Source organism: Thiorhodococcus mannitoliphagus (assembly GCF_010915725.1).
GTDB lineage: Bacteria > Pseudomonadota > Gammaproteobacteria > Chromatiales > Chromatiaceae > Thiorhodococcus > Thiorhodococcus mannitoliphagus.
In genome coordinates this window covers 1-14,014 of the sequence record NZ_JAAIJR010000136.1, presented here as the reverse complement: position 1 = coordinate 14,014, position 14,014 = coordinate 1, and the positions used below count along the sequence as shown (strand labels likewise).

General features: G+C 60.8%; 7 protein-coding genes. 1 reads left to right on the top strand and 6 read right to left on the bottom strand.

Features of this window, described 5'->3' with window-relative positions:
* Window positions 1–682 precede the first annotated feature (682 nt).
* The 6 genes from G3480_RS21800 to G3480_RS21775 all read right to left on the bottom strand — a co-directional run bounded on the left by G3480_RS21800 (window position 683) and on the right by G3480_RS21775 (window position 13,182).
* Entirely contained in the window at window positions 683–3,397 is a 2,715-nt protein-coding gene (locus G3480_RS21800) for a chemotaxis protein CheW (RefSeq protein WP_164656028.1), read from the bottom strand.
* Window positions 3,398–3,715: 318 nt separating this feature from the next.
* Complete coding sequence (locus G3480_RS21795; RefSeq protein ID WP_164656026.1) at window positions 3,716–5,410, bottom strand: sensor domain-containing diguanylate cyclase; 1,695 nt, start codon at window positions 5,408–5,410, stop codon at window positions 3,716–3,718.
* Between the two features lie 595 nt (window positions 5,411–6,005).
* Window positions 6,006–8,489, bottom strand: a complete 2,484-nt coding sequence (locus G3480_RS21790; protein WP_164656024.1) for an EAL domain-containing protein — start codon at window positions 8,487–8,489, stop codon at window positions 6,006–6,008.
* A complete protein-coding gene (locus tag G3480_RS21785; protein ID WP_164656022.1) occupies window positions 8,486–9,742 on the bottom strand; it encodes an HD domain-containing phosphohydrolase in 1,257 nt (418 codons plus the stop codon). The genes G3480_RS21790 and G3480_RS21785 overlap by 4 nt, the downstream gene beginning before the upstream one ends.
* Window positions 9,743–10,437: 695 nt before the next feature.
* Window positions 10,438–12,240 (bottom strand): AAA family ATPase, encoded by a 1,803-nt coding sequence (locus G3480_RS21780; RefSeq protein WP_164656020.1) that lies wholly within the window; start codon window positions 12,238–12,240, stop codon window positions 10,438–10,440.
* Window positions 12,241–12,633: 393 nt separating this feature from the next.
* Window positions 12,634–13,182, bottom strand: a complete 549-nt coding sequence (locus tag G3480_RS21775; protein WP_164656018.1) for a Uma2 family endonuclease — start codon at window positions 13,180–13,182, stop codon at window positions 12,634–12,636.
* 257 nt (window positions 13,183–13,439) lie between these two features.
* Here G3480_RS21775 and G3480_RS21770 point away from each other — a divergent pair, with 257 nt between their 5' ends.
* The gene (locus tag G3480_RS21770) at window positions 13,440–13,913 is read left to right on the top strand and encodes a threonine/serine exporter family protein (protein ID WP_338114199.1); all 474 of its coding nucleotides are present in this window, start codon (window positions 13,440–13,442) and stop codon (window positions 13,911–13,913) included.
* Window positions 13,914–14,014: the final 101 nt, after the last annotated feature.

Genomic DNA, 14,014 nt, shown 5'->3' with positions numbered 1-14,014 from the left:
GCGTTCGTCCGTTGGCCATGCGGCCACCGCAGCTGTCTCCTGGTGCAGGTTGATCACCGTAGCCTCTTGATCAGGTTAAGATTTCATGAAATCGAGCTTGACACTTGGCCACGAATTCGGAAAGCCCATTGAACGGTATTGGACCTAAGCCGACTCTACCGCGGACAGTTTATCCCAATTGTGAAGCCGATCCACAGGGGCATTTGCGGTCGCCCGGCAGTGCCTCCCTACTCTCAAACGGCACGGACACCACCCGGATGAAAGCCCCCCCGGATCGAACTGCCGCGTTGCTATCGGGAACATGGCGGTTTCGGCGATAGCAAGCAGTGCGCGATGCGCACCCTGCACAGCTGGTCAATAGGATGGTGCATGGGAAGAGTCTAGCCGGTATCAGAGTATCAGGCGCGGAGGCACTGGAGCTTGCAATCGGAGACCTGGGTAACCTGGCAATGGTTGCTGACTCGGTGAGAGCCGCATTCCGGCCAGGCCCCGTAACGGCGAAAGGTTTCGCTCGGTGGCATCGAGGTCGAGCCCTTGATAGGAGAGCGTGCCCCGAATATGAGCTTTTCCGGCGATCACCTTATGAGCGGTAAGCGATAGCTTGATCCATCGCCTCTGCGGCGGGTCCTTGCCTATGGATGGGGGATCCACCAAGGCGGATGGTGGGCGTTAGGCGTGCCGATCAGTGCCCCTTCTCATCGCGCCCCAACAATGGAACATGCTGGCCGTGACCATTGCCTGAGCCAGCGCCCCGAGCCTTGAGCACCCGGTTGTCGAGTCCTTCGACATCTAGAATCGACAGCATCGCCGAACGTTCTTTGCCGGAGTCAGGCCGCACCACCGCCTTGGTCAGCACGGACTTGCCAGCCAACTCGGAGCTGTAGCCAGCGATGCTGCGATTGGGGATCTCGGGGCTGTCCATGATGCGGTCGATCACGATGCCGAGAATACCCTCGCCCTCCTGAACATCAGCGCGCGGCTTGACCTTGAGCAGCAGCAGGCCGTCGCGCTCCGGGTTGTAGAGGCGATCCTCGAGGCCAAGCATTTCGTTCAGTGAAATGACGCCGACCGTATGGCCGGCATAGGAGAAGACACCGATAAAGCCCGGATTGGAGCACACCAGCGGGGTGACTTGCTGGTCGTTGATCGAGCAGATCACGTCGCAGGACTCGACCCCGAACAGTCGCCCACCGATCATGAAGGTGGAAATATCGGTGGTCGGCTCGTTGCCCGAGGGCTGCGGATAGCTGGGGCGTTCGCGACGGGCCTGATCGCTCGCCTGGCCCTCGCCGGTCGGCGCGATCTTGGTGTCAGCGACGCTGCCGATCTTCATGAACACCAGCGCGATCACGTCGTTGCGATAGTGATCGCCGGTGCTTTTGTATTCGCGATAGCCGCGCGAGGCCCGCGCGCCGACGACGAAATAGGCACCCTGATATTCGACAATATTAGACACCTCGGCACCGGGCTTGAGCGCGAAGAACTCAGGGTCAAGCTCGAGGCTATCGCCAGGTGCGAGTTGGCCGTGAGTGGAGGCGATGACCTGCCGATCAGGGTCGGTGAAGACGGCAAAGCAGCCCTCGCGCACATCGCCGCGCTCGCTCTTTGGTAAGGCATCGCGCAACATGGCCGCGAACTGGGGCTCGGAGTCGAAGACGATACCAATGCCGCCAACGATCTGCTGCGGATTGTCGATGGCCGTGACCGAGGCGCCATAGATATAGGTGTGGCGGTCGTTGTAGAGCCAGGTGCGCGTGAAGGGGGAGACGCTGTAGATCTGGGAGTCGCGGATGGCCAGGGTTTCCATCACCCAGGACTCGCCGAGCTTGGTGCCGATGGCCTGGCGGAAATCCGGGTTGGAGACGGCGACAATGGTGCCAAGCCGGTCGTACAGAAACAGATTGGTATAGACGGTGTAGAGATTGTTGATGTAGCTCAGAATGGCCTCGAAGGTGCCGCGCTGCTCGTCGCTGATGTGATCGTCGAGCAGGTGCTTGCGGAAATAGGAGGTCAGCGCCCACCAGCGGCAGTCATTGGCACGCTCGTAGAGGTTGCGGTCCATGATGTCGATGGCGAGCGAGGCGCGGAACTGCACATCGGCCAAAATGGAGGACACCACGGTCTGGTTCAGATTGCCGATGGACTCCTCGAACACCTCCTTGGTGCGTGCGCCGGTCTTGCTGATTTCCCCGAGCAGGGTCTTGGAAAAGCTGTTCTCGCCCGATTTGGTGTTGGCGATGCGCACATTGCCGTTCCATACCGTGACATCAAGCTCTTTCTGGATTTTGTCGGCTTGACGCGGAATCTTTCGCAAGGCATCCGAGAAAAGATTCGAGCGGCGCATCACGGCGTCGAGAATAGAGTCGTCGATCTGATTCGCGCTGCCTTCCAGGTCTTTCTCGAAGGCGTAGCTGAGCGGCACCATCACATGACCGAGCCAACCCGGACCGGCGTAGCCCTGATAGCCCTGGGTAGCACGGGTGGTCGCCAGGTACTCGCGTCCGGCAAAGCGTGCGATACGGTATGGCGTTTCGGTATCCGGACGCATGCGCGCACCGACTGGGATGTGATGCTCGTCGCTGCTGGCAATGACGTGTCCGTCACGGTCTAGCAGCATCAGCACCTCCCAATCGTCTGCGGTGATGAGATGCTGGAAGACACCGGCCATTTCGTCTTCGAAGCGAAACATCAGGCACAGCACGCCGAGCACCTGCGACTTGGGTGAGTTGTTCTCGGTGATGCGGTAGGCGTAGATCAGGCTGCGCTCGCGGCGCGGGTCGAGGTCAGAGGCGCGATAGACCTCGACATAGTCTTGACTGGTTTCGATGGCCTCGCGGATCAGCGGATCGCGTGACTGGCTCACCGGGTTCTCGTCGTCGAGTTGGGCAAGCACCTGGCCGGCTGGACTCAGCAGTACAATATTGTCGTAGACCGAGTACTTGGCGACATATTCGCGAAAGCGGGACTTGATGACTTCTTTCTGATCGCTGCCATCCTCACCAGAGCCATCACCCGCGTCGACCGCGAGCGCCGCAATGAAGTCGCGGAAATCGTCATCCGTGGCCAGAAAGCCGATATCGGCCGTACGTTCGAAGAGGTTGCGGATCACGATATCGACGGCGACCTGGGCCTTGGCCTGCATCTCGGCGACGGTCTTCTTGAGGTTCTCGGTCCCCAGATGGTGCAACAGCTCCCTGGTGAGATTCTGGAACCCCTCGCGCGTCTCGGTCATGTCCATGCCGATGTTGCTCATCTGTCCGAGCAGGGTCAGCAGGTTCCAGCGCTCGGCTAGGGCGTCCAAATTGGTGCTGTATGCCCTAACCTGGGGCATGTGGGGCATCAGGGAATCCAGGCTCGCGGCTTCGGGCGCGGATGAAGACGTGGTCAAGTCAACCATAGCAATCATATCCTTAGCGAGAATCGACAATGCCGGGCCGAACTGTCGGCAGTGATCGGCGCGGAACCCAGACCACTAGACCATGCAATCGATGTACCTGATTGATTTTATTTGTCTTTAGGGTGATGCGCCAGCGCTTCGCGGCGCCATCAAATGCGGAGTCAGCCTCCGTGCCCAAGGTGTTGTACGAGTCAGAATCGAATCCCTACCAGGAGATCGCAGGCTGGAGACAAAGGCGCCGCACACCGCTTTCGCGATCGCCTCTGAGGCTACCAAGAGGACCAGGCGGCGCACTGTCGAAATCAGAGCGAGCATGGGCTAACCCTGCGCGACCGACACCCGATTACGACCGCTGTTCTTGGCCTGATAGAGCGCCGCGTCGGCGCGAGTGAGGGCGTCATCGATCGAGGTATCCTGACTGCGTAGCTCAGCGACCCCAATGCTAATCGTGACCCTGATGGCCGGACCCTTGGGTTGTTCGACAGGCGTCTGCTCGATAGTCGCCCGCAGACGCTCGGCAAAGATACGGGCCGCTGCTGGATCCGTATCGGGAAGGAGGATCACAAACTCCTCGCCGCCGATGCGCCCGATTTGATCGTTGATGCGGAGCACGGTGCGCATCAGCGTTGCGCACTGACGAAGAACCACATCGCCCTGACTGTGACCGAAGGTATCGTTGATCTGCTTGAAGTGGTCCAAGTCGAGCATCAGCAGGGCGGCCTGATGGCCGTCATGACGCTTCAGTCGAGCAAGTTCTTCCGCGAGGCGCGACATGAAATGGCGTCGGTTGGCCAGTCCGGTCAAATCATCCTTGGTTGCAAGCTCAACTAAGCTCGCTTCCAAACGCTTGCGTTCACTGATATCGGCGAACAAGCAGGCAAACTGACCTACCTGAGGACAATAGGCATGAACCCCAAAGGTCTTATCGAGCGTCTTGGTATAGTGCTCGAAGTTGCTGGGCATACCGGTCATCGCCACCTGAGCATAGGTTTCGATCCACACGGGTTCGATATCCGGCAACACCTCTCTGATGGTTCTACCGATCACCGCCGAGGCACTCAAGCCAGTGAGCCGCTCGAATGCGGGATTGACACCGACAAAGCGGTAATCAAACGGCTGTCCTCGATCGTCGAGAATCAGTTCGTGTAGCGCGAAACCCGTATCCATGGCGTTGAAGAGCTGTCTGAAGCGCGTTTCGCTTGCGCGCAACGCCGCTTCAGTCTGGCGCTGCACCGTCACGTCGCGGCCAACGGACTGCAACTCGACCAGCAGGCCGCGCTCATCCAAGATCGCCTGATCTGTCCATTGCACCCAACGAACCTCGCCGTCGGCCCGACGCACGCGGTGTTCGTAGATATTGATCGGATGTTGGGCGTTACACTCCGCTATTTTGGCGCCAACGAAGGGATGCTCACCCTCAGGCACCAGCCCTATGAAATCCTGACTCAGCAGGACGTCTCGCCCTTGCCCGAAATAGTCACAGTAGGCTTGATTGACGAACGTTAGGGTTCGATCGGGCAGGAATCGGCAAACGAGATCGGTCTGCCCCTCGACGATCGCACTATATCGGGCCTCACTGCGGTGGAGCTGTTGCACCTTTTCTTTGTGCTGGGTGATGTCTGTTAGGGTGCCGCTCCAGAGGACACCCCCATCGGGCTCGGGTCTTGGGACGGCCCGGCCGCGCACCCATTTGATGCGTCCACTCGGTGTCCGGATTCGGTGCTCATGGTCCCAAAGCGTCAGATTTCGAGTCGCCTGCCTGATGGAGGCTCGGTGTGCTGAACGATCTTCAGGCAGGATGCAACGGGTCAGTGCGTTGTGGTCGGCGTAAGCCTCTTCGACGGAAATTTCAAACAGCGTTTCAACAACAGCGCTGAGATAGCAGAACTGCCAGGCACCGTCGGCGTGGACCCGGAACTGGTACAACACGCAGGGGATAGCCTCCACCAGGGCTTCCAGTGACTTCAGTGAGGTTTGCGTCGCCTGCCCTGGCGCCGAGATATCACTGCACATGATTCAATCCTCTGGCATTGAACTGATCTATTCGGATACGTCTACAGACACGCCTGAAGCCATTCTTCGCCCCGCAGGCCAGTTGTGGGGTCGAGGTCGATGCCACCAAGCTTGCGTTGGAGCAATGCATTCGCAACTCCCGCCAACGTCTCCTCAAGTAACAACGTGAAGATCTCCTCGGGATGTTCGGCATCCATTCAGAGACGCGCCCTGCGTGGTCTCGGCGCCACCACCGGCGCTCTGAGCGCAAATGCCGTGCGAGACTTCCTCCGTGGTAGAGATCAAGCCGGAAAAATCGATCTTGATATCACCGCCCCTCCCGAACGAGGCGTCCCGCTTTCGCCCAAGTCCAAGGGCTCTTGCCATCAAACGGCGAGAACTCATCAGCAAGGCTGCTATGATGCGAGACCTGACCCCAAGAGTACGCGGTGATGCACTAGAGGCATGGGCGGGAGGATCATCGCCAGCTCGGATGTCACTCGGTCGCTGGAACAGGTCCGTGATCGATGGGATTTGAGATAGATGCGCGGGCGCCCCGTGATTGGCGGCGAGCGAAATCAAGTGGACGGCGGAAACGGGCGGGTTCCAGGGGTTGCTATCGGGCCGGTTCGTCGGCGAGGCCGATCTCTTGCCATAGGTCGAGAAAGTGCGGGGGCTCCAGGGCTGGGGCACACAAAAACCCCTGAAACTCGTCACAGCCGGCGTCCAGCAGGAATTGCCGCTGGGTGTCGTTCTCGACGCCCTCGGCGATCACCCGCAGATTGAGCGCACGCGCCAGATTGATCACGGCCGTGGCGATCGCGGCATCGCTGTCGTCGTCCGGGATGTCGCGCACGAAGGAGCGGTCGATCTTCAGTCGGTGGATCGGAAAGCGCTTCAAGTAGGCGAGGCTGGAATAGCCGGTCCCGAAATCGTCGATCGCGAGCCGCACCCCGAGACCGACCAGGGCGTCGAGCCGGCTCAAGGTGTCGTCGACATTCTGGATCAGGATCGACTCGGTGAGTTCCAGTTCCAGCCGGCCAGGCGGCAGGCTGCTGCTCGACAGGATTTGCGAGACGGACTCGATGAAATTCGCCTGTTGGAACTGGACCGCCGAGACGTTCACCGACATCGTCAGCGCGATGCCCTGGGCGTGCCACTGCTCGGCCTGATCGATGGCCTCGCGCAGGACCCAGTCACCGAGGGCGACGATGAAGCCGGTCTCCTCCGCGATGGGGATGAACTGGGCTGGCGACAGTTCACCCAGGGTCTCATCCTTCCAACGCAGCAAGGCCTCGGCGCCGATCATGAGGCCGGTGCGCAGATCGACCTGCGGCTGGTAGGCGAGACGGAAACGGTTTCGATTGAGCGCCTCGCGCATCGCGTGATCGATCTTCATGCGGGTGAGAAGACCGACGTTCATCTGTCGCTGATAGAACCGGAAGTCGCCGCGTCCGCGCTCCTTGACATGGTACATGGCACTGTCGGCGTTCTTGATCAGGTCGTCGAGGGTCTCGCCATCTTCCGGATAGAGCGCGATGCCGATACTAGCGGTCAGCGAGAACTTCATCTCGTCGATCTCGAAGGGCTGGGCCATGGCCTCCAGCAGCCGCCGCGCGGTCTGCTCCGCGCCAAAGCCGTCGGTCTGGTGCAGCAGCAGGACGAATTCATCACCTCCGAGGCGGGCGGTGGTGTCCACCTGACGCAGGCAGCGCTTGATGCGTTGCGCGACCTCGATCAAGACACGGTCGCCGAAGATGTGCCCCAGGGAGTCGTTGATCTGCTTGAAGCGATCGATGTCGATGAAGAGCACGGCGAAGGTGCCTCGCTCACGGCGGGCGAGTCCGATCGCGAACTCGATGCGCTCGGTGAGACGGATGCGGTTTGGCAAACCGGTCAAGGCGTCGGTATAGGCGAGTTGCTCGATGCGCTGACGCGCCGCCTCCGCCTCGGTCAGATCCTTGACGAAGCCGACATAGTGAAAAGGCGCCCCCTCGGCGTCCAAGACCCGGACCAGCGAGACCAGGCAGGGAAAGGAGGCACCATCCTTCTTGCGTTGCAGGATCTCCCCTTGCCAGAAGCCATCGCGGGCCAGTGTCTCCTCGATCTCCCGCTGGGGGTGATCGCCGAGCCAGCGATGGAGCGATTGGGTGAGGGTCTGTCCGCTGAGTTCGGAGGAGCGGCAGCCGGTCATGCGCTCGCAAGCCGGATTGACGGCCTCGATGCGAAACGCCGCGTCCGTCACGAAGATGGCATCGAGACTGGCCTCGAACACCTGGGCGGCGAGCTTGAGACCTTTTTCGTCGGCCAGTTGCTGTGTGATGTCGCGAAACGAGTAGACGCGGCCGATGGGATGACCACGCGCATACTGCGGCAGGGTCATCCGTTCCAAGACTTTCCCACCGCGCAGCATCAGAACGTCCGATGCCTCCAGCAGAGGGTCCTGGCAGATGGCTCTGATGCGCGCGGCATATTCGCCGGCATCGAGCACTTCATTCGCCAGCCAAGCATAGATTCCGGCATCATTGCGCTCGGTGAGGAGCGTCTCGGGCAGATTCCAGATCTCGGCGAAACGTTGATTGAAACCTCGGATCGTCCCGTCGAGATCGGTGACCAGGATGCCATCGGCGGTCGACTCCAGGGTCGCGCGCAACTCGGCGACCAGCTTTTCCAGTTCAGCCTCGACCGCGCGACGCTCGCTTTGGTTGGCGATGCCCACGAGATAGAAGGAGACGCCATTGCTACATTGCATCCGGCTGACCCGGCGCAGGACCGTCACCATGCTGTTGTCGTGACGTCGCAGCAAGGTCTCGGACAAGAGTGAGTCGGCTCGCCCGGCGGCCACGTCCTCCCAGAAAAAGACATCCTCCGGGGTGAAGGCCAGGTCGATCACGGGCCGACCGACGAAGTCTTCGCGCGACATCCCGAGCAGATCCTCGGCCACGCTGTTGGCGGCGACGATGCGTAGCTCGAGTGAATCAACCAGCCAGACCGCCTCGATCAAACCCTCGATCAGCACTTTCCAGAGGTCGATGCAGCCGGCGATGCCGGCATCGTCGGAGGTCGCGTCTTGGGTCGACGCCTTGCGTATCCGGCTCATCGCGCTCCTCGCGGTGAGCCCGGTTCGCGCGCGCGTTCGAAGAAATAGCACATCCGCTGGCGCGGAGAGAGATAGTCGAAGACGGCGCGCGGCAGTTGCATCGGCTTCAGGCTCTGGCGGATCCCGAGGTCGGGTTGGTCCTCGAGATCGATCACCAGGGCATCGTCGCGCGGTATCCGAGGGTCATGGATGAGTACTCGCGGCTTCAATGGACGCGACGAGTTGACGGAGACCACCAAGGCATGCCGATCATTGGTGAGCATGACCACCGAGCCGGGCGGATAGACCCCCATCATGCGGATGAAGGCGCTGAGGATGGCGGCGTCGAACTTCTTCTTGGAGTGGGCGAACATCAAGGACAACGCCTGGTGCGGTGTGATCGCCGCCACCGGGTTGGCCGGATTGCAGAGCATGTCGTAGTGGTTGACCAGCCCCACGATGCGAGCCCCAGGCGTCAGCGCCTCACCCTCTAACCGCCGGGGGAAGCCGCTCCCGTCGACATATTCGTGGTGCTGGGCGATGATCGCGGCAGCCTCGGCCCCCAGACCCATGCGCACCGCCAGTTCGACCCCATTGGCGACATGTTGTTGGAAGAGGTTGCGTTCGGCGGCACTGAAGCCCTCGTCGCGCCAGCGCAGGCGCTCCGGCAAGGCGATCTTGCCGATATCGTGCAGCAGGGCGCCGAGTCCGAGCTGATTGAGCGTCGCGGCATCCAGCCCGAGACTCTTGCCGAGCAGCAGCGAGATGAGGGTCACGTTGATCGCGTGCAGGGACGATTTTTCCCCGGCCTGCTCCGAGATCAGACGGATGAAGGAGTCGCCTTGATCGAGAAGCTTGTCGACCAGGGCACCGACCATCGTCTCGGCCCGCTCCCGCGCCGCCTCCGGCTGGCTCGTCGCGAGCTTGAGGATGTCGCGGAAGACGCGCGTGGCATCGGAGAAATCACGCTCGCAACGCTCCAGACTCAAGCGCTGGGCGAGCAGGGCCTGGCGGCGCTCATCGGCGAGCGAGGTGGCCGCCGGGGTGCTGTCGGCCGCCGAGGTGTCGGCGGTAGGCGTTTCCAGGTCGCTGCGTTCCGGTGACCAGCGCAGACGTTTCAGACCCAGGCTACGTATCGTCTCGATCTGAGCGTCCGAGACGATCTTGAAATTATTGAGGGCAAAGGGATGCCCGATCCACCCGAGATCAAGATAGATGTACATGCCGACGCGCAGTTCGTCGACATCGATGAATTGGGCCTGGGTATCGCTCACGTCACAAGTGCCTGGTGTTGGAGCCCTAAGGTGATTTCAGGATAAGGCGATTGCCGAAAAATCTCATCACAGCTAGCGCCGGATCGAGGTTTGCCTTCGGAGAGCATAGACATCATGGTTTGACCTGATTCAGATCTCTTGTCGAGTCCAGACATGCAGCCTGACTTTCTTAGCAAGAGCTGTTCCGAAATCCCCTTCGGAACGGCTCGTTGCAGGTCAAAACAGATCAGCCGGGCTCTGTGACCGCCGCTGCGACACGCAAGGCGGGCCTCGAGACAAGTCAGCGGGGATGAGCTTTGACAGAAATCGCCCACAGATCTGGTCGTGCCGCGATCCCGAGAATAGGCAGGCGCAGCGATGCCCATGGGCTAAGGAACTGTCCATCAACAACTTCCCCCCTTTCGCAAAAGGGGGCAAGGGGGGATTTCGAGCGGCATCGCTCGGATCGGGAAACAATTGATGGACACTTTCTAAGGGATGGCGCTGACAACCATCCTTTCTATCGAGACACTACCCAATTCCCTGTGGACGGCACCCTGCGCGGCCAGGCGCTGCGGCGTGCGACCGGCTCGGTGATCGCGCTGAAGGCGGTGCCCCCAGCGGCAGTTACAGTGCGGTCTGCGGCAGGGTCCCCTATCCGTAGTCGGGTTAGCGCAGCGTAACCCGACTTTCCAGCCGACAATAAAGGCCAGCACTCAGGTGGCCGCCAGGTCCAGCGCCTCGCGATGCACCAGTTCCCAGCCGCTGTAGAGCAGAACCAGTGCATTTAACCGCGCCTCACCCAGCGGGTCGCGCACGCGTGCATCCCCGGCATAACGCCTGAGCTGCGCGCGGGCCTCATCGAGCAGGCGCTCGCGTTGAGCCGGGCTGTCCTCCGCACGGCTGACGTACTTCAGCTCGATCAGATAGGCATGGCGCATATCGGGGAATTTGAAATAGAAGGGCGCCAGATACAGATCGACAAAGCCCCCGGCCTGCTCGGACTCTGAAAACACCCGAAAGTAAGGTGAGAGATTCAACCAGGCGAGCAGAAAGCCCTGAATCATCTTCTCCCCCGCCAGAAAATCCCGCACGCTCGCCTGCGCCGCGATCTGCTCAGCGAGATAGTCGAAGAAGGGCATCCAGTCGCCGCGATAGGCCATGTGGTTGAGCTTCTCGGCGATGTCGTAGGTGCTGGGTGAAAAGACACCGGCTTCCTGATAGCCGTCGCGCAGATAGCCATACATCAACTGACGCACCGTGCGATTCGGGATCTTCAGCAAGGGCCGGCCCTCGCACTCCCCGGCAAAGCTTAGCAGGCCCAGGTAATAGATGAGGGAGATGAAATTGTCCTGCCGCAACAAGCCTTCGGCCGGGAAGCTGGTCTGTACCTGTGCGGCCACCTCGCCGGATTCGATGATGGCGCGCAGACGGGAGAAATTGCCGTTCAGTCGAGGGAGCGTTTCGGGACGAGCGGAATCCGCCAGCCGCTCCCGATCGCTCAGACGCTGATCCACCTGCACCAGATGGCGCAGCTTGCCGTAGTCGATGCGCACGTTGTGGTCGATCAGCTCATCGGGCGGCAAACTGCGCTGCACCAGCGCGCGCAAGTAATAGAGCGCCATGTCGCTGTTGACGATGGGCTCTTGACGCAAGGGATGAAAGTGATAGTGGTTGTACCACTCATCAATCACCGCGCGATGAGCAGAGAATTCCTGCCCAAAGGCCGCGAATAGGGTTTCCAGCTCCGCATGAGTAAAACCGAGCAAGGCACTGAATTCCGGCTCCAGACTGATATTGGTTCCGATATTGAACCCGCTGGTCACATCATCGAGCGTAATGGGAGAGACGCCTGTGATAAACAATCGCGCCAGTCCGCTGCCAGTGCGCCCAGCGGCTTCTTTCAGGAGCGCGAAGAAGTCCCTAAAGAACCCGCTGCTGTGGGTCAGCTCCCGATAAGCCTCCCGCCCCGCGTTGACCAAAATGTTGTTGGCGAAGTTGTCGTATTCGTCGATGAACAGATACAGCGACAGCCCAAGTTCGCGCAATTCCCCAGCCAATCGCTCGATGCGTCGCGCGCCGGAGGGTTCATTCAACACCGCCGCGGAGATCTCGGGCGCAAGGCGTTCCTTATGGCGCTTGAAGAAATCGATGAGCAGAATACGAATATGCGCCTCGAACGACTCCTCGACCAAGGCCGGACTGGAGCGCACCGCCGAGAAATCGAAGCGCAGCGTCAGATACTGGCCCTTCTCCGGCGTCGGATGCGCGCTGATCCAGGTGTCCGCAAAGAGCGTATCGAAACGCTCCACCCAGTGCGCGTCGTAGTAGCACTCCATCACCGACTGCAACAGACTCTTGCCGAAACGTCGCGGCCGGATCAGAAACAGAAACTCCCCGGCCTGCTCCAACAGCGGAAGATAGGCGGTCTTATCGACAAAATAATGCCCGCGATCACGCAGCTTGATGAAATCCGCCACGCCATAGGGAATGCGCCAGGGTTGGTCGGTTGCGTTCATGCTCGCGGTGCTCCGTCTCGTCCCATGGGGTTCACTGCAGGATACCAATGCCCGTGGCTCGAAAACGGCTTTTCGATGAAGAAAATCGATCCTGGAACCGCACTCCTTTCATCCAAGTCCAATGGCTCTTGCCATCAAGCGACGAGCACTCATCAGCAACGCTGTTACAATACGAGACCTGACCCCAAGAGCTTGCAGACCGACGAGTCATCCCATCGGGATCGGGATCGGTATCGGACCGACGATAGCGACACCGATCCCGATACCGACGGCCTTGGATGGTCGGACGCTTCATCGAAATTTGACTCATCTGCAAGCATTTTGCGCCCTCAAGGATCCTACTTCGGTCCGGCGCCTAGAAACTGAGTTCAGCGGGCACGGTGCTCGGTCGCATCACCCGCCGCCAAGCAGGGCGTCCAGATCCAGCTCGATGGCGTCGAAGGGTGGAATACGGGCGCGGTCTCTGCCTTTAAGCGTCGCGATCGTGCGCCAGTCGCCTTCGCTGAGCATGTGGGCGACCAACATCCGCTCCTCGGGCCAGATCAGCCAGTAGTAAGGCACGCGATGGCGCTTGAGCAGCAGCGGCAGAACCTGGGTGTCTTTCTTCTCGTGCCCGGGCGAGACGATCTCGCAGACCCAATCCGGCGGTAGGTCGATGACGCCGTCGGGAAGTCGCGGCAGCCGCTCGCGGCGCCAGCCGGCGAGGTCGTGCGACGGGCACTCGTGGACCTCGTAGGCGACGCTGACCTCGGTCGCGAGCCACCAGCCGCCGCTGCCATCGCCCTGGTCGAAAGGACCGAGCGTGAATGCCGTGCGGTTCTGCGCGCGACCATGGGCAAACCGCGCCATTGGCCGACGCACGATCTCCCCGCCGATCAGTTCGACGCGCTCATCCGGGGACAAGAGCAAATCATCAAGGGTCTTGAGCTTCAGTGCCTCCATAGAGCGTCTCCGGCTATGGATTGATACTCCTCATATTCGCGCAACCGGCGCGGCGAATCCATCGGCCCGGGCGCGGCCAGATGAGATACACAGGGGATCGGGGGCTCTCAGCAACCAAAGGGTCACCATATTAGCCGCCCCCTCCCGAACGACGCGCCCCATTCTCGTCCAAGTCCTTGGGCTCTTGCCATCAAGCGACGAGCACTCATCAGCAACGCTGTTATAATGCGAGACCTGACCCCAAGAGTCTAACAAGTGTGAAGGATTCAACGAACAAGAGCAGCGCCGTTTCCTCGGAGCTCGGCACGCTGTGTCACACCGTCGTCCGTGCGGGAACTTTGATGGCCGCGGCCGGTACCGGGGCTTTTCGCGTCAAGGAAGAAATGAGCAGGGTTGGGCGCGCCCTGGGGCTGGACGGGGTCCATGCCGAGGTGACGCTCAATACGGTGATTGCGACCTGTGTCCAAGGCGAGCTTAGCCACACCTTGGTCGGAACGATCCCCTCCATCAGCGTCAATGCGGGGCGCATCGCCGCGCTGGAGACCCTGGCATTGCATGCACCGGCGGGTGTGACCCACGCCCAGGTCAATCGCCAGCTCGATGCGATCGAACGCGAAGCCCCGCGCTATGGGCCGGCGATGACGACGCTGGCGGCAATGCTGGCCTGCGCCGCCTTCTGCTTCCTCAACAATGGCGGCTGGGTCGAATGTGTCGGGGCGGCGGCCGGCTGAGTATTCCGGCCGAATCCGGACACCTATTCCGATCCAAACCGGACACCAATCCGACGTCAAAGCGGACAGCATTCCGAGCTGAAAGCGGACACTGATCCGAC